This is a genomic window from Lentibacter sp. (genome assembly GCF_965657785.1).
Lineage (GTDB): Bacteria > Pseudomonadota > Alphaproteobacteria > Rhodobacterales > Rhodobacteraceae > Lentibacter.
Window position 1 is genome coordinate 9,623 of the sequence record NZ_CBFHPP010000010.1, and the last position, 18,214, is coordinate 27,836.

12 protein-coding genes are annotated in these 18,214 nt (G+C 57.7%); 11 read left to right on the forward strand and 1 reads right to left on the reverse strand.

Annotated elements, in window-relative coordinates:
• The first annotated feature begins 651 nt into the window (after positions 1-651).
• On the forward strand, positions 652-1,719 hold the full coding sequence (locus ACTF58_RS07645; RefSeq protein WP_438991377.1) for an RNA-binding domain-containing protein: 1,068 nt from the start codon (positions 652-654) through the stop codon (positions 1,717-1,719).
• On the opposite strand, the gene parE is transcribed toward ACTF58_RS07645, so the two are convergent.
• Positions 1,716-3,677, reverse strand: a complete 1,962-nt coding sequence (gene parE / locus ACTF58_RS07650; protein WP_438991378.1) for a DNA topoisomerase IV subunit B — start codon at positions 3,675-3,677, stop codon at positions 1,716-1,718. The two genes, ACTF58_RS07645 and parE, sit on opposite strands and share 4 nt — an antisense overlap.
• 249 nt (positions 3,678-3,926) lie before the next feature.
• On the opposite strand from parE, the gene hpaR reads away from it, so the two are divergent.
• From hpaR to ACTF58_RS07700, 10 genes are all read left to right on the forward strand, one after another.
• Positions 3,927-4,397, forward strand: coding sequence for a homoprotocatechuate degradation operon regulator HpaR (hpaR, locus tag ACTF58_RS07655; protein ID WP_438991379.1), 471 nt, complete (start codon positions 3,927-3,929; stop codon positions 4,395-4,397).
• A 166-nt stretch (positions 4,398-4,563) separates the two neighbouring features.
• A complete protein-coding gene (locus tag ACTF58_RS07660; protein WP_438991380.1) occupies positions 4,564-5,202 on the forward strand; it encodes an acyl-homoserine-lactone synthase in 639 nt (212 codons plus the stop codon).
• Between the two features lie 45 nt (positions 5,203-5,247).
• Complete coding sequence (locus ACTF58_RS07665; protein WP_438991381.1) at positions 5,248-7,227, forward strand: CocE/NonD family hydrolase; 1,980 nt, start codon at positions 5,248-5,250, stop codon at positions 7,225-7,227.
• A gap of 119 nt (positions 7,228-7,346) precedes the next feature.
• A complete protein-coding gene (locus ACTF58_RS07670; protein WP_438991382.1) occupies positions 7,347-8,930 on the forward strand; it encodes an ABC transporter substrate-binding protein in 1,584 nt (527 codons plus the stop codon).
• A gap of 15 nt (positions 8,931-8,945) precedes the next feature.
• Positions 8,946-9,902, forward strand: a complete 957-nt coding sequence (locus tag ACTF58_RS07675; protein ID WP_438991383.1) for an ABC transporter permease — start codon at positions 8,946-8,948, stop codon at positions 9,900-9,902.
• Complete coding sequence (locus ACTF58_RS07680; protein WP_438991447.1) at positions 9,902-10,717, forward strand: ABC transporter permease; 816 nt, start codon at positions 9,902-9,904, stop codon at positions 10,715-10,717. Before ACTF58_RS07675 ends, ACTF58_RS07680 begins: the two co-directional genes overlap by 1 nt.
• Positions 10,714-12,351, forward strand: coding sequence for an ABC transporter ATP-binding protein (locus ACTF58_RS07685; RefSeq protein ID WP_438991384.1), 1,638 nt, complete (start codon positions 10,714-10,716; stop codon positions 12,349-12,351). Before ACTF58_RS07680 ends, ACTF58_RS07685 begins: the two co-directional genes overlap by 4 nt.
• A 175-nt stretch (positions 12,352-12,526) precedes the next feature.
• Complete coding sequence (locus tag ACTF58_RS07690) at positions 12,527-13,363, forward strand: alkaline phosphatase family protein (RefSeq protein WP_438991385.1); 837 nt, start codon at positions 12,527-12,529, stop codon at positions 13,361-13,363.
• A 232-nt stretch (positions 13,364-13,595) separates the two neighbouring features.
• Positions 13,596-16,778, forward strand: coding sequence for an Ig-like domain-containing protein (locus ACTF58_RS07695; protein WP_438991386.1), 3,183 nt, complete (start codon positions 13,596-13,598; stop codon positions 16,776-16,778).
• Between the two features lie 141 nt (positions 16,779-16,919).
• Positions 16,920-18,164 carry a TolC family protein gene (locus ACTF58_RS07700; protein ID WP_438991387.1) on the forward strand — a complete coding sequence of 415 codons (1,245 nt, stop codon included), beginning with the start codon at positions 16,920-16,922 and terminating at the stop codon, positions 18,162-18,164.
• Positions 18,165-18,214 lie beyond the last annotated feature (50 nt).

Sequence of the window (18,214 nt, forward strand, 5' to 3'; positions counted from 1 at the left end):
GGCGAGAAGCATGGCGGCATACAAGCTCATGCTCTCCGGGTAGCCATGCATATAGTCTTTTGAAAAGAAGGGCTTGGAGAAGAACACATGATTGAAGAGCGCCACCGCAGCGGGGCTTGTTGTGACGATCTCGTCGCGGCCCTCGGGGAAGATGCGCTCGCGGCAGGTGAGGCGGGGGCGCTTCTTGCGTTTGAAGGTAACCGAGCCGACCAGCGCGCCGTTGTGCAGGCGGGCGCGCTCTGTTGCGAAGCTCTCGCCGTAGAGCTGGGACAGCAGCGCCGTTTCGCCCGTTGTGAGGGGGCGGCCGCAGGCTGCGAGGAAGAGGATGAGGGCGAGGGCAATGAGGCGCATGGGGGGAGAGTAGCGGGAACCCGCCGAGCTGGCGAGAGGGTTAACGCGGTGATTTTGGCGATTTGGGAAGGGGGTGAAAAGCGTGCACAAGGCGTGCACAAAGCGTGCACCAGGGGAATGGGTCTTGCGGCGGTGAGGGGGGATTAAGGGAGCGTGCGGTGGTATGGTCCTGAAAGTGGGCCGTAGCCATGTTGAGGCTCCTCTTTGGCGTGTGATGCCAATTTCTAGCCTTGCTTAGTTGTGCTCACTTTCTAAAGATTGCTGACAGTTCGATTTAAGAGTTAAAGTGAGCCTAGACGCATGAAGGAAAAAGACACTCTCAGACTTGTTTCAGACTTGATCTCAAGAACTCGCGAAGGTGTGTATTGGGATTTTAAGCAGAAGCATCACGAAAACAAAGCTGAGCTTGTTCACGATGTTCTATGTCTCGCTAACGCTGATTGGGTTGGCAGTAGGTATTTGGTCTACGGCATCGAGGATAAAACATTTGGGATAGTTGGAGTTCCACAAGAAAATAGGCTTAATCAGGCTGATCTGGTGAGCTTCTTTCGGGACATAGCTAGCAAATTCGAGGCCGGACGCACTCCTACGTTACGACTGTGGAGCGTGAGCTCAAGTGGGAAAAATATTGATGTCCTAGAGATAGCTGACAAGCCTGAAAAGCCATATCGACTATTGGAGTGTTATAGGTGTAGGGGGGTCACTGTTCTTCCTGCGATTTATTCACGAATTGAAGACACCAATACGCCAATAGATAAATCCGCTTCATCAGATCAGGTTGAAGTCATGTTTAGGGAAAGGTTTGGGCTTAACCTTGAACCCTACGAGCGATTGAAGCATTTACTGAAAGATGAAGGTAGCTGGAAGTCTTGGGAAAGCGGCATCTATTTTCACAACGCTTTCCCTGAGTATACCTATAAATTTGACGATGATGCAGAAGCTCTCGATGAAGAGTGGGTCAGGGGAGAGGTTGGGCATAGCCTACCAAAAGGAAGTCAAGTTATCCTTATTTCGTTTCGTTACCATGGCACAAAAATTGGAGAAGTAGGCTACGTAAGCTTCGACCACGGCAAAAAGCGAGCTATTCGGCCCAGTTGGGCTCCATACCGTGGTGGAAGGGTTTATTTCTATGAAGAAGGTAGTCTCGCTTTTGCAATGCAACAGCATATTTCAAAATGCGACGGAAATGATCATTCATCAAGTGTTTCAGACCCCGCGAACCGAGATCGTAAAATTAGTATCGAAGTTTTGAGTGCTAATGAAGTAAAAGCTCTTTGGGAAGCTGCGCATGATGAAGTCATTACCGACACGGAGCGGCAAAATGAAATTTTCTCCAGCGGAATGAGGGAGCTTAGTCGTCAGCCTTAAACATCCAGCTCCTCAACAAACCGCGCGTTTTCGGAGATATACTGGAAGCGCATTTCGGGCTTCTTGCCCATCAGCCGTTCGACCAGATCGCCTGTTTGGCCCGGTTCGTCCTCGTCAATCGTCACGCGGATCAGTTTGCGTGATTTCGGGTCCATCGTGGTTTCTTTGAGGTCTTTCGCGTCCATTTCGCCAAGGCCCTTGAAGCGCTGCACGTCAATTTTGCCTTTGCCGCCGAGGCCCTTGTCCATCATGCGGTCTTTTTCGGCGTCATCCGCCACATAGAGGCGGCGCGCGCCCTGCGTCAGGCGGTAGAGGGGCGGGCAGGCGAGGTAGAGGTGGCCATGGTCGATCATCGGGCGCATCTGGGTGAAGAAGAAGGTCATCAGGAGCGCGGCGATATGGGCGCCGTCGACGTCGGCATCTGTCATGATGATGACTTTGTCATAGCGCAGATCATCAACGTTGAATTTGGTGCCGAGGCCGACGCCAAGCGCTTGGGTCAGGTCGGCGATTTCCTGATTGGTTCCGATCTTGGAGGAGGCCGAGCCGAGCACGTTGAGGATTTTGCCGCGCAGGGGCAGGAGCGCTTGGTTGCGACGGTCGCGGGCCATTTTGGCGGAGCCGCCAGCGGAGTCACCTTCCACGATGAAGAGCTCGGTGCCCTCGCGGCTCTTGGAGGAGCAGTCGGTGAGCTTGCCGGGGAGGCGCAGCTTTTGTGTGGCGGTTTTGCGCGAGGTCTCTTTTTCCTGGCGGCGGCGCAGGCGTTCTTCGGCTCTGAGCACCAAGAAATCAAGGATCGCGCCTGCGGATTTGGTATCGGCGGCGAGCCAGTTGTCAAAGTGATCGCGCACCGAGTTTTCGACCATGCGCTGCGCTTCCACGGTGGCGAGGCGGTCTTTGGTCTGGCCGACAAACTCTGGCTCGCGGATGAAGCAGCTCACAAGCGCGCCTGCGCCTGTGGTGAGGTCTTCGCGGGTGATTTGCGCGGCCTTTTTGTTGCCGACAAGCTCGCCGTAGGCTTTGATGCCCTTGAGGATCGCGGCCCAGAAGCCTGCCTCATGTGTGCCGCCCTCAGGGGTGGGCACGGTGTTACAATAGCTCTGGATGAAGCCGTCGCGGGAGGGCGTCCAGTTGATCGCCCATTCGACTTTGCCGGGGCGTTCGAACTTCTCGAAAGATACTGTGCCTGCGAAGGGATTTTCCGAATAGGTGGTTGCGCCGCCCATGACTTCCTTGAGGTAGTCCGCCAAGCCGCCTGGGAAGTGGAATGTGGCTTCCTTGGGGGTGTCGCCGTCTGTTTGCGCAGTCTTCCAGCGGATCTCGACACCAGAGAAGAGATAGGCCTTGGAGCGCGCCATGGCAAAGAGGCGGGCAGGCTTGAGCTTGAGAGAGGCGAAGATTTCGGCGTCAGGGTGAAAGGTCACAGAGGTGCCGCGGCGGTTGGGTGCGGCGCCGATCTTGGCGAGCTTGCCTTGTGGCACGCCACGGGAGAACTCCATAGCAAACAGCTCTTTGTTGCGCGCGACTTCGACGCGCAAATGATCTGAGAGCGCGTTGACGACGGAGGAGCCGACGCCGTGCAGGCCGCCCGATGTTTCGTAGCTGTCGCCCGAAAACTTGCCGCCCGCGTTGAGCGTGCAGAAGATAATCTCAAGCGCGGATTTGTTCGGATCAGAGGGGTGCGGCCCTGTCGGGATACCGCGGCCATTGTCGCGCACAGACACATGGCCGTTTTCATGGAGCTCGACTTCGATCCATGTGGCGTGGCCTGCGACGGCCTCATCCATCGAGTTGTCGATGATTTCGGCAACCATATGGTGCAGGGCGCGGTCGTCCTTGCCGCCGATATACATCCCGGGGCGCAGGCGGACGTGCTCCATGTCTTCAAGCACCTGAATGGAGGATGCGTCGTAGCTGTCGGGGCTGGCGCCCGCGCCGGAAAGAAGATCGTCTGACATATGTCGCTGCTCGTCTTGTTATAGGTTTGCCCTAGTATGGCAGAGGAGAACGGGGCAGGGAAGTGGGCAAGGCCTCTTCACCTTTTTCTTTCTGGAAATATCCCGGGAGAGCGCGAGAGGGCAGCGCCCTCTCGCTTCGGTCGGATTTGCGAAGCAAATTCGAAAGCGGGTGCGCCGCAAGAGCCGTCGCTGCGCGCTGTGACATCTAAACTGCTTGCTCAAAAGCCCACATTGCGCATAAAGGGGCGCATGAGTGACACGGATCCAGACCAGAACGGCACGGCGGCCAACCTTCTTCCAAGCACGGGGCGGTCTTTGCCCATTGCTATGTTGCGGGGGCGGGAGGCGATTATGGCGCCTTACCGGCAGTTGCTTGCCAAGATCGGCGTGACCGAACAGCAGTGGCGGGTGATGCGTGTGCTGGACGAGCGCGGCATGATGGACCCCAAAGAGATCGCCGAGGCGGCCTGTTTGCTCAACCCGTCGCTGACGCGGATCATGCAGCTTCTGGAGAAAAAGGGGCTGATTGCGCGCAAGGGTCATCCTGAGGATCGCCGTCGTGTGCAGGTCCGGATCACGCAAGAGGGGCGCGATATGTTGGTGGCCGCCCAGCCCGAGAGCCTTGTGATTGCCGAGCAGTTGCGCGAGCGTGTCGGCCAGCAAAAGCTTGATGCGCTGCTGGATCTGCTCAACGAGCTGACTGACACCACACCCGACTGAAATCTCATCCCTGAGCTTGGAGTTGACGGCGGTGGCGCAGCCACGCCTGTGGCCGCTGTTGAGGGCGCGCATTCTTTTGACTTGCAATGCAACTCAAGGTTGTGTCTCTTGAGGGGGCTGCTGTGTATGAAATCTTTGCGCTCGGGGCCGACTGGGGGGCTGTGTTATGTGGAATCGTATTGTCGTGAGTGACCAAAACCGTGGTGTTTACGGGGCTTTGGTGCATGAACACCTGCGCAAGCGTCGGGTGTTGTTTCACGACAAGCTTGGGTGGGATATCCCGCGCAGTGCGCATATCGAGCAGGATCAATATGACCGCGCCGAAACGGTTTACATTTTGATCGAGCGCGACGGGCAGGTCGAGGGCTATGCGCGGCTTTTGCCGACATCGGCGCGGGTGTCTTACGGCGTTCACGAGTATAGCTACATGATGCGCGACGCCACTTTGGGGTTGTTGCCCGGAATTCCGGCCACCATCCTGGGCAGCCGTGTCGCCCCGACAGAGCGCGATATTTGGGAAGTGAGCCGTTTGGAGGCTTCTGGCAAGCCCGCGCTGACCGCGCTTTTCCTCACCATTGCCGAGTTTTTGGAGGAGGTGGGAGCGGTCGAGCTTCTGGCTTTTACCCGCAAAAACTTTGACGCAATCGTGCGGGGGATCGGTTTTGAGGCTGCGGTTGTGGGGTCGCCTGTCGACTATGGCGGCAAGCCCTATTGTGCGATCAGTATGACATGGGGCGAGGGCGACAAAGCGGAGGCTCCTGACAGTGCCGAGGCGCAGGCCGAGCCGTTTCGGCTGGCGGGCTAGGTTTGCGCGCTTGACTTTGGTGTGCAGGGGGTCAGACTTCGCAGTATGAGCGAGCAAGGTTTAAGAGAGATCATTGATATCCCTGATCTGGGGATTGTCATGTCTGACGGGGTGCGCCTTTCGGCGCGGGTGTGGATGCCTGTGGATGCGGGGGAAGACCCTGTGCCGGCGGTTTTGGAGCATTTGCCCTATCGCAAGCGCGACGGGACCTGCGCGCGCGACGAGACCAGCCATCCGTGGATGGCGGCACGGGGCTATGCCATGGTGCGGGTTGATATGCGCGGCAATGGCGACAGCTATGGCCACATGGAAGACGAATACACCCAGCAAGAGCTTGATGACGCTGTCGAGGTGATCCACTGGCTCGCGGCGCAGGCGTGGTGCACGGACCACATCGGGATGCAGGGGATCAGCTGGGGCGGATTTAACTGCCTGCAGACAGCCTATTTGCAGCCCGAACCGCTCAAGGCGGTGATTTCGATTTGCTCGACGGTGGACCGCTTTGCGGATGATATTCACTATAAGGGCGGGTGTTTGCTCAATGAAAACCTTGCGTGGTCCTCGACCATGTGGGCCTATTCGAGCCGCCCGCCTGACCCTACCTTGCGCAAGGACTGGCGCGAGATCTGGCTGGAGCGGCTGGAGCGCGAGCCGTTTCTCATTGCCAACTGGCTCAAGCACCAGCGGCGCGACGCCTTTTGGCAACATGGCTCTGTCTGCGAGGACTTCAGCCGCATCAAGGCCAAGGTCTTGGCCATCGGGGGCTGGGCGGACGGCTATAAGAACGCCGTGCCAGCTCTGGTTGACAACATTGAAGGTGCCAAAGGGATCAGCGGGCCGTGGGTGCATCTTTACCCGCATATTGCCACGCCCGAGCCGCGCATCGGCTTCTTGCAGGAGGCCAAGCGCTGGTGGGACAAGTGGCTCAAGGGGATCGAGACGGGCGTGGACAGTGACCCCGCGTTTCGCGGCTATGTCATGGAGGGCTATCGCCCCAGCCGCTTTAACGAGCCACGGGAGGGCGTCTGGATTGCAGAGAGCGCCACGGGCGGGGAGATGCGCGATTATCCGCTTGGCCCTGACGGGCAGTTGGGGCGCGAGGGCGAAACACGCGCCACAATCGCCTCGCCGCAGCACTGCGGGCTGGGTGGCGGGGAATATTACGCGATTGGGCGTGGCCCCGAGCTATCTGATGATCAGCGCGTGGATGATCTTTATTCTGCGGTTTGGACGGGGCCTGCGCTTGCGCGCTCTGTCGATATTGTCGGGCGGCCCAAGCTGCGCCTCACATTGGCGAGCGAGACGGCGCAGGGGCAAATCGCTGTGCGGCTCAACCATGTGCACCCTGACGGGGCGCGCACGCGGATCAGCTTTGGGGTTTTGAACCTCACACATCGCACGAGCTCGGCCAGCCCCGAAGAGATGCCTTTGGGCGAGGCTGTCGAGATTGCGCTTGAGCTTGATCATATTGCCTATCGGGTGCCTGAGGGCCATAAAATTGCGGTTTCTATTTCAACGGCTTACTGGCCTCTGATCTGGCCGTCGCCCGAAGCGGGCCGGGTGACTGTGACGGCGGGGACGCTTGGCTTGCCTGAGCGCGCTTTGGCTGAAGCTGACGAGTGGAGCTTTGAAGACGTGGAGGGCGCTGCGGGCTGGCAGACCGAAGAGCTGCGCCCGCCGCGCAACGAGAAACGCCAAGAGATTGACCATGAGACGGGGCAGATTACGCTGATCATCAACGATGATTTCGGCAAGCGGCGTGACGCGGCGCACGGGCTTGTGAGCGGCGGCGTCTCACGGGAGACATGGGTGATTCACCCTGATGATCCGCTTTCGGCGTTTGGGCGCACGCATTGGACAGAAGAAACCGAGCGCGACGACATAATATTGCGCACGGAAACCTTTGCCGAGATGAAAAGTGACGGTGCCACCTTCTATGTGAGCGGGCGGCTTGAGGCCTATGAGAACAACGTTCTGATCTATGCGCGCGATGTGGAAGAGGCGATTGCGCGCGATATGATGTGAGCGTCATAACAAAACTGTCACGAGAAAAACCTTGCTGTCTCAGGCGCAATCGGCTTTCCTTGACTCAGCAATCAAAAAAAGCCGCCTCGAAGCGGCGAGACATTCAACGGGAGAAGAGAATGACCAACGAACTTGATTATCTGAAAAAACGCGTGGCTGAAGGCAAGCTTTCGCGCCGTGACTTTATGGGCAAAGCCAGTGCATTGGGTGTGTCGGCGGTTGCGGCCAACTCAATGTTGGCAAATACGGCTGCGGCAAGCACGCCCAAAAAGGGCGGCGTTTTCAAGCTCGGATCTGTCGGTGGCGAAAGCACAAACTCGCTTGATCCTGCGACATATGCGAGCCAAGTGCCTTATCACAACGGCCGCCAGTTTGGCGAAACGCTTGTCGAAGTCTCTGCAGACGGAAGCATCGAGAACCGGCTTGCGGAATCTGTCGAGAGCTCGGCGGACGCGAAGACCTGGATGTTCAAAATCCGTAAGGATGTCGAGTTTCACAACGGCAAGACCATGACGCCAGAGGATGTGCTTCAAACGATGGAGCGCCACTCCAACGAGGAGTCAAAATCTGGTGCTCTTGGTATTATGAACGGGATTTCAAACGTCAGCATTGACGGCGATTCACTCAAAGTCGAGCTGAACGAAGCCAACGCGGATTTGCCCTATCTGATCGCGGATTATCACCTTGTCATCCAGCCAAATGGCGGCATGGACAATCCTGCTGCGGGCATTGGCACGGGGCCGTTCAAGCTTGAAGCCGATGAACCCGGCGTGCGCCATGTCTATTCGCGCAACGAAAATTACTGGGGCGATGCGGCGCATTATGATGGCGTTGAAATCATTGTGATCAATGACGCGACCGCGCGGACAGCGGCGCTTCAGTCGGGCCAAGTTCATGCTATCAACCGCGTGGAGCCCAAGATCGCCGGTCTTCTTGGCCGCGCGCCAAACCTGACTGTGAACTCGACCCCGGGGCGTGGGCATTATGTCTTTATCATGCACGCGGACACAGCGCCGTTTGACAACAACGAGCTGCGGATGGCGCTGAAATATGCGATCAACCGCTCAGAAATCGTTGAGAAGATTTTGCAAGGCTATGGCTCTGTGGGCAATGATATGCCGATCAATGCGGCCTATCCGTTGTTTGATGCGAGCATCCCGCAGCGTGAGTTTGACCTCGCCAAAGCGGCGGAGCATTACAAAAAGTCTGGCCATGATGGCAGCCCGATCATCTTGCGGGTTGCAGATGGGGCCTTCCCGGGGGCTGTTGATGCGGCGGCGCTGTTCCAGCAGACGGCAGCACAAGCGGGTATTCCGCTTGAAATCAAGCGTGAGCCGAATGATGGCTATTGGTCAGAAGTCTGGAACAAGCAGCCGTTCTGCGCGAGCTATTGGGGCGGTCGTCCTGTGCAGGACCAGATGTATACGACAGCCTATCTCTCGACGGCGGATTGGAACGACACCAAGTTCAAGAACGCCGAGTTTGACGATCTGCTTGTGAAGGCGCGTGCCGAGCTTGACGCGGGCAAGCGCAAAGAGATGTATTCGAAGATGGGATATATCGTGCGTGACACGGGCGGTCTGATCTGTCCGATGTTCAACGACTTTGTCGATGCGGTCAGCAATGACGTGATGGGCTGGGAAACCGACCCGAACGCCGAGCTGATGAACGGCTATATCACACGCAAGACCTGGTTTGCATAAGCGGAACAGAGCATTATGCACCCGATCATAAAACTGATTGCCCAGCGGTTAACGCTGGGCATACTCCTCCTTTGTGCCGCCTCTGTGCTGATTTTTGGCCTGACCGAAGCTTTGCCCGGGGATGCGGCGCAGGCTGTTTTGGGCCAAGCGGCCACGCCTGAGAGCCTTGCCAACCTGCGCGAGGAAATGGGCCTCAACCGCCCCGCCACGACGCGGTATTTCGAGTGGTTTGGCGGCATCTTGCAAGGCGATATGGGCGTTTCGATTATCAATCGTCTTGATATTGCCGACAGCGTTGGCAAGCGGTTGGGCAATACGCTGTTTCTGGCCTTCTGGGCGGCGATTGTCTCTGTTCCGCTGGCGATTTTCCTTGGGCTTCTGGCGGTGCGCTATCGCAACCGCTGGCCTGACAAGCTGATTTCGGGCGTGACACTCACGACGATTTCTATTCCTGAATTTCTGATCGGCTATGTGCTGGTCTATTTCCTCGCGGTGAAGCTTGGCTTTGGCTCGGCTCTGGCGATGATCAATGATGATATGTCTCTGTGGCAAAAGCTTCAGTCGATTGTGCTACCTGTTATGGTTCTGACGCTCGTCGTTTTGGCCCATATGATGCGGATGACGCGTGCGGCGATCCTGAATGTGATGCAATCGGCCTATATCGAAACCGCCGAGCTTAAGGGCTTAAGCGTGTTCAATGTGATTGCCAAACACGCCTTTCCAAATGCGGTCAGCCCGATTGTGAACGTTGTGATGCTCAACCTTGCCTATCTTGTGGTTGGGGTGGTCGTGATCGAGGTTGTGTTTGTTTATCCTGGTATGGGGCAGTTTCTCGTCGATGCGGTGACGAAGCGCGATGTGCCTGTTGTGTTGGCCTGCGGCGTGATCTTTGCGGCGATCTACATTGGCCTTAATATGCTTGCGGATATTATTTCGATCCTTGCGAACCCAAGATTGAGGCATCCGAAATGATCAAGAACATTCCTTTTTCGGCCCTCATTGGCCTGATCATCACGGGGGCCTATTTCTTCGTGGCCATCTTTGCGGGCTTTGTGGCGCCTTATGGTATGGCCGAGGTTGTTGGCGATGTCTGGGAGCCTGCGAGTGCGGCGCATTTGCTGGGCACAGATAACATTGGCCGCGATCTTCTCACGCGGATGATCTATGGCGGGCAAACGACGATCTTTATCGCTACGGCGGGCACGATCCTGAGCTTTGTGACCGGCTCGACGCTGGGCTTTCTGGCCGCTGTTCTGGGCGGCTGGGCCGATCAGCTCCTGAGCCGCTTGGTCGATCTCTTGATGGCAATCCCTTCGCTTATTCTGGCGCTTGTGATCCTGGCTATGGTGCCTGTGACTGTGCCTGTTCTGATCCTTGTGATGGGGCTTTTGGACGCCACCCGCGTCTTCCGTCTGGCGCGCTCTGTGGCTGTGGACATCAATGTGATGGATTATGTCGAAGCGGCCTCTTTGCGCGGCGAGGGGCGGATGTGGGTTATTTTTCGTGAGATCCTGCCCAATGCCCTGAGCCCGCTTGTAGCCGAGCTTGGCCTCAGGTTTATCTTTATGGTTCTGTTTATCTCGACGCTCAGCTTCCTTGGCCTTGGCGTCCAGCCGCCGCTGGCGGATTGGGGCGGGATTGTGAAAGAAAACAAAGACGGCATTATCTATGGCATCGGGGCTGCGCTTTACCCTGCGATTGCGATTGCGACGCTGGCGATCAGTGTGAACCTTGTGGCGGATTGGGTCTTGAACCGAACCACCAGCCTGAAAGGGGGCCGCGGATGAGCGAGGCTTTTGTCAGAGTGCGCGACCTCAAGATCGGGGCGACGGTTTATCCGCCGGGTGAAAAGCCGCATGATATCGAGATTGTCCATGGCGTCTCTTTTGATCTGGAAAAAGGCAAAGTGCTTGGGCTGATTGGCGAATCTGGCGCAGGCAAGTCGACGATTGGCTTGGCGAGCATGGCGTACGGGCGCGGCGGCGTTGAGCTGACGGGTGGCGAAGTCTGGGTGAACGGGCGCGATATTTTGCAAAGCTCCAAGGGCGATCTGCGGGCCTTGCGCGGCGGGGAAGTCACCTATGTCAGCCAGTCGGCGGCAGCGAGCTTTAACCCTGCGAAACAGATTTTGGAGCAGGTGACGGAAGCGGCGATCCGCCATGGCAAATTCACCAAAGCCGAGGCCGAGGCGCGCGCGATTGTGCTGTTTGAAAAGCTTGGGTTGCCCGATCCGCAAAACATTGGCAAGCGCTATCCCCATCAAGTCTCGGGTGGGCAATTGCAGCGCTGTATGACGGCGCTGGCGCTTTGCCCCGAGCCTGACCTTGTTGTCTTTGACGAGCCAACCACGGCGCTGGATGTGACGACGCAGATTGATGTCTTGATGGCGATCAAAGAGGCCATTCGCGACACGGGCGTCGCGGCGCTTTATATCACCCATGATCTGGCCGTCGTGGCGCAAGTCTCTGATGACATCATGGTGCTCAAGATGGGCGATATGGTGGAATATGGTTCTGTGGATCAGATCATCAACGCACCGAAAGAAGACTATACCCGTGCGCTTGTCTCTGTGCGCTCGATCGAGCACGAGGAAAAGCAGCCCACACGCGAGCCTGTCTTGATCTGCGAGAATATAACAGCGCGCTACAAGGGCACGAAGTTTGATGTTCTCAAAGATGTGAATGTCGAGGTGCACCCCGGCCAGACGCTGGCTGTTGTGGGGGAGAGCGGCTCTGGAAAATCGACGCTGGCGCGCGTGATCACGGGGCTTTTGCCACAGCGCGAGGGGCGGGTGCATTTTGCGGGGCGCGATCTGAACCCTGTGATGCGCACGCGGCCACGGGACGATTTGCGCGAGTTGCAGATGATCTATCAGATGGCGGACACGGCTATGAACCCGCGCCAGACGGTGGGAACTATTATCGGCCGCCCGCTTGAATTTTACTTCGGGTTGCGTGGGGCGGAGAAGCAAAAGCGCATTCAGGAGCTTCTGGACGAGATCGAGCTTGGCAAGGGCTTTCAGGACCGTTACCCCGCCGAACTCAGCGGCGGGCAAAAGCAGCGGGTCTGTATTGCGCGCGCTTTGGCGGCCAAGCCCAAGCTGATTATCTGTGACGAGGTGACAAGCGCGCTTGATCCGCTTGTGGCGGATGGCATTCTCAAGCTCTTGCTGGATTTGCAAAAAATCGAGGATGTGGCCTATCTCTTCATCACCCATGATCTCGCCACGGTGCGCGCCATCGCGGACTCTATTGCTGTGATGTATCAGGGCGAAGTGGTGCGCTATGGCACCAAGACCGAGGTCTTGAGCCCGCCGTTTGACGACTATACCGACCTGTTGCTCAGCTCGGTGCCCGAGATGAAGCTGGGGTGGCTTGAAGAGGTGATTGCCAACCGCAAGATGGAAAGTGCGGGGAATTGAGGGAGGATCGACTTTTCGCGTTGCGAAAATCCGACCCCTGCGAGAGGGGCTTTGCCCCTCTCGGTTTCCAAAGCCCTAAGGCTTTGGGAACCTCTCTCCCCAGGATATTTTAAGCAAAAAGAAAAGCCATGGGGCCGTGATTTAGGCGCCTGAGATTGGCCAGGGAGAGCTGAGGATGAAGCGTAAACTGCTTTTGATTATTCTGGACGGGGTGCCTTTGCGCAACTTTCACCGTCTGTTTGGCAATCTTGAGGGCTGGGTAGCGAGTGGCGAGGCGCAGCGCTTTGTGCACCGTGCGGTTTTGCCTTCGATCTCGGCAAGTTGCTATGCGAGCATTCATACCGGTGTCAGCCCGCAGGTGCATGGCTGCACCGGCAATGGCAATGTGTTTCGTCTCAAGGAAGAGGACATCTTTGCGGCGGTGCGCAAGGCGGGCGGCGTGACGGGGGCTGTGGCGCATTCGTTCTGGAGCGAATTTTTCAACAGGCACCCTTTTGATTATGTGCGCGACATCGAGTATGACGAGCCGGAGAGCGCGACCATCAACCATGGGCGCTTTCACACCATGACGGGCTATGGGCTGGTCAACCAGATGACGCCGTCTGATGTGGACCTGTTTGGCACGCTGACAAATCTATGTGCGCGGTTTGGGCTGGATTATGGAATGCTGCACACTTGCACGCTCGACAGCATGGGCCACCGTTTCTTCCACGATTGTCAGGAGATGGATCATGCGTGTTTTGTGATGGACGAGATGCTGGCGCCGTTTATCCATAAGTGGCGAGACATGGGATATGAGATCATTGTGACGGCGGATCACGGGCAGGACGCGCGCGGGCATCATGGCGGACATGATGATTTGCAACAGCTGACGGCGATGTATTACTTTGGCGAGGGGCAGGGGCCTGAGCGGGACAGCGAGATCAACCAGCTGCAACTTGCGCCGACGATTTTGAGCCGTTTGGGGGCGAAAATTCCGCACTCCATGCAGGGGCAGGTGTTTTTGACATAGCGGATCGGGGGCGGGCGTCACGGCACTCGGCGCAGCTTTTGCTGACCTAGGGTGAGGTTGAGTTGTTGCAGCTGTGCAACGAAAACGCCCCTAAATATCAGCTATGACGCCATAATTTGCGGGTTCCCCCTAAATTGCCCCTATCCAAATGCGTTTTTTATGCGTAACGATTGTGACAGAAAAGCGGCGCATTCAATGACGTTGCTCATGTTGAGGCAAATGGTGGTGTTTTATGAAACCGATTAGTTTCGTTGCCCGTGGTGGCACGGGTTCTGTTGATCGTGGAAATGTATCGGCGGACCAAACTCTTACGACAATTCAAGCAAGTGCGGGTGGGGAGTATTCCTTTAACCTTCGGCAAAGCGACATTGTCAGCTATGGCCGCGCGGGCACAAACCTTGAGATCACGCTGGCCGACGGGCGCGTGATTTTGCTTGAGAATTATTTTGACGGATCTGGCACGCCGGTTGCGAAGCTCTATGTTTCGGCGGACACATACATCAGCGAAGTGACGCTGGTGGATGGCGCGAATGGTGAGCTTTATGGCCAGTATGGCGTGGCCGAGACCTGGGGCAAATACGGCGCGGGCGACGATCTGATCTTTGTGGATGGCACCGAAGTGGCTCATGCGGTCATGGGGCAGGAGGATGAGGTGTCGATGCTTGGCGCTGTTGGTCTGCTTGGCGGTCTTGGCGGCGTCGGAACGGCGGCGGCTGTTGCGGGCGGTATTGGCGTTTTGGGAGGCGTTGCGGGCGGCGGCGGCGAGGCGGGCGGCCCAGCCACTTATGTTGCGCCGACGGTGAACGGCGGAACGGTTGTGATTGGTGGCGATGACGTCACGGCGGCTCAGGAGAGCGTGACAGTGACGGGCACGGCTGAGCCTGGCTCCGATGTGGTTGTGACGATCGGGGATAAGGCTGTCACGGTTGCGCCTGATGCCAGTGGCGCATGGTCTGCCACTTTTGTGGGCGATGACTTCCCTGCTGACGGGGTGTATGCGGTTGGGGTTGTTGTCAGCGAGGTAGGGGGCACTGTCACCGAGCTTACGGGGCCGAATGTGACGATAGATTTGACGGGGCCGGCGGTCAATCTGGCGGAGGGTGTCCAGTCGACCGGCGACCTTGTGACGGCTGCGGATTATAGTGACGGTGTTGAGATCAGCGGCACGGGCGAGGCGGGAGCGTCGCTTGCTGTGACCATCGGCACTGTGACCCATGAAACGGTTGTGGGCGAAGACGGCAATTGGTCTGTGAGCTTTTCGACCAGTGAAGTCAAAGATGGCGAATATGAAGCCGATGTGACCATCGTTTCGACCGACAGCTATGGCAACTCGACCACCACAGTGGAAACCCTGGTGGTGGATACGGTGAGCAAGGTTACGTTTGGCGGTGCGAATGGCGGCGCAGACGGGATCATCAACGAAGCCGAGCATAGCGGTGGTGTGACTCTGACGGGAACAACGCAGCCCGGCTCAAGCGTGGTTGTGAGCCTTGATGGTGTGCAGCGCAACGCCACTGTGGATGCGCAGGGCAACTGGAGCGCGAGTTACGCGGCCAGCGAAGTGCGCACGGGCGACTACACAGGCAATGTGACTGTGACGGCGACGGATGCTGTCGGCAATACCTCAAGCACCACTGGCACGGTTGAATTTGACACGCTGGTTGAGAGCTACACGATCAACACGACCACAGGCGGCACGGATGGCGTTGTCAACGCGTCCGAGGCGGCCAGTGGTGTCAACTTTGGTGGCACGGTTGAGCCTGGTTCGACTGTCATGGTCAACTTTGCGGGGGTTGATCGCGCGGCGACTGTGGCGGCAAACGGCAGCTGGAGCGTGAGCTACGGCGCGAGTGAAATACCGCAATCAAACGGCGGCAGCTTTACCATGACAGCCGTCGCCACAGATGGCGCGGGCAACAGTTCGACGCTGACGCAGGCGGTGGTTGTTGACAATATGGCGGGGTCTCTCACGCTTTCTGGTGCGCCGATTGAAACCGACAATATCATCAACGCGGCGGAAGCCTCTGACGGTGTGGTTGTGCGGGGCACATCGGATGCGAACAATCTGGTCCAAGTTCAGATGGGCACGGCGACTGTGAATGTTGTGACGGACGCAAGCGGCAACTGGACGGCCAACTTTGGTGCGAGCCAGATCGAGGCCGGGCAGTATACCGCGCCAATTACGGCTACGACAACAGACGCGGCGGGCAACAGCCGCACAGTGACGGGCTCTGTGGAGGTTGATACCGAGGTGCGCAACCTTGGGGTTTCGGTGGACAATGTGACCACTGACAACGTGGTCAACGGGCTTGAGCGCAGCGGCGGAGTGACGTTCAGCGGGACAACAGAGGCGGGTTCGACTGCGGTTGTTGTGACGATTGATGGCAAGAGCCACAACGCATCTGTTGATGGTGCGGGCAATTGGAGCGTGACCTTCCCGGGCCGCGACTTGCCGGATGATGAGAACAGCTATCAGCTTCAAGTCGCCGTTACGGACCGTGCAGGAAATGTGGCCTCTGATGGTCGGACAGTCACCTTTGACACCTATGTGAACGAGCTGGTTGGCGGCGCGGTGCAGGAGGGCAGCCACACTGTCTTTAATGCGTCAGAGGTGCGTGACGGGATCACTGTATCAGGCCAAGTGGAAGCCGGCTCGACTGTGACGGTCGATTTTGGCGGAACGACCTATACCGCCACTGTCGATGGCCGCGGGGGTTGGACCCTTGATTTGCCTGCGTCAGCCTTCTCGGCGGAAGACTACAGTGCCGAGATCGTCGTAAACGCGCGGGATGCTGCGGGCAATACTGACAGTCTGCGCCAGACCATCGAGATTGATGCGGTTCTGCCTGATAGCCCCGCAATCGAAGGCTATACCCGCGACCACAGTGGCTATACCAACTTGCAAGTGGCGGCGGCGGAAGACGCACAGGCGATTTATGAGGTGGACGAGAGCGGCGCTGTCGGGCTTGTGGCGGATGCGGACGATGCGGTTGCGATCAGATCAAACATGGACTTCGAGTTTGACAGCACCGTTCCTGACGGATCGCATCTTGTTGTGTCAGCCACGGATGACGCGGGCAACGTCTCGAGCACCTTTATGGCGCTGGATGATCCGAGCGGGTCAAATATCGACATGAGCAGCGTTAACACAGGATTTGCGGGGCTTGAGATCGAGGCGATTGATCTGACCTTTGCGGAAGACACCAACCTCACGCTGTCGCTGGACCAGATCGAGGCCTTCTCGGAAAACTCCAACACTGTGGTGATCCATGGTGGAGATGATGACACGGTTACGATCACTGGCGCTGTGAAGACCACGGCGACTGTGAGCGAAGGCGATGAGACTTATGATGTCTACACTATTGGCAGTGACCATACTGTTTTGATCGATGATGATGTGAACGTCGTCATCTAAATGAGGAGCGCGGGGCGCGCACAGGCAAAACAGCGCGCCCCCGTTCACCCAAATTATAACGCCTAATAAAAAACGGGGCGATCTATGGGGCATAACCTATTGGGCCTGAGGGCCACGAGTGCATTTTTAATGGTGACCTTGATGAGCGGTTGCGTATCGGGTTTGCCAGAGGTCAGCCGCTTTAAGGCGGCGGATCTTGACACGCAGGCTGTGCAGAAGCGGGAAAAGGAAGCGGCGGAGTCGCTTGTCATTTCTGCGCTTCAGGCGCGCCAAAGCGTTTTGCCCAGCGGCAGCGCATTTGAACGGGTGTCGACGCCTGTTTTGGCGGCGAATGCGCGCGCGGCAGAGAGCGAGCTTCGCTCCGCGCGCCTGCGCGCAGAGGCGCAATCCAAGAACTGGCTGCCCACGCTCGGGCCGAGCATTTCCCTGACGTCCTTGAGCGACGCTGTGGCAAGCATTGTGCTTGATACTGTGCTTTACGCGGGCGGGCGCAAGACGGCGGAGCGCGCCTTTGCCAAATCAGATGTGGAAGTGGCCGCCGTAAACCTGTCGATTGATACCAACGCGCGGGTGCACACGGCGCTGCTGCTCTACTTGCAGGGCCAAGAGGCGCGCGAGACGGCGGCTATGCTTGGGGTTGCGCTGGAGGATATGAAGCATTTTGAATGGATCATGACCGAGCGGGTCAGGGGCGGGGTGTCGGATATGTCTGACCTCAGCGTGATCCGCCACAAGCTCGCCAAGATGCAAGCCCAGTTCAACACTGAAACCGAGACGGCTTTGGCCTCTTTGGCTGAGCTGAACGCCATGTCTGTGAGAAAACTTGGCGATGTTGAGGGGCTGACGCAGCTTGCTGTGAGCCGTTATGACGCGCAGCCTTTGTCTGTGTTGCTGTCTGAAGCCGAAAAGGGCCGCTCGATTGCCAATGCGCAGATCGACCGTGCGGGCTATTTGCCGACTGTTTCGGCGTCTGTCTCTTCCAGCGGGGGCGGGGTGACGGGACAGGTTGCGCCGACAAACCCCCTTGGCATTGGTATGGGCGCCAATCTTGAGGCGATCAAGGCAACCGAAGAGGCCGCGGGCCGTCGTGTGGCGCAGTCACAGGAGGAGGCCAACCGCCGCCTTGCCAAGCAGGAGGCCGAAGCGGCAGCTTTGAGCCGCCAGCTTTTGGAGGCACAGGCTTTGACGGGCGGGGCGAAGGCCAACCTTGATCTGTTCCAGAGCCAGTATGACGCGGGCCAGCGGCAGGTGATGGATGTGGTCGGGGTTTATGAGACCTATGCCGCGCAGGCGGAGAGCGCGATTGCGCTTAAGTATGATTTGGTGCGCGCACGGCTTGATATGGCCAATGAGCTTGGACTTTTGGCGGATGGGAGCAGAATTTGACCCAGAAGACGCCGCTTTCGCTGACAATCAAGGCTGGCGGGCGGGCCAAG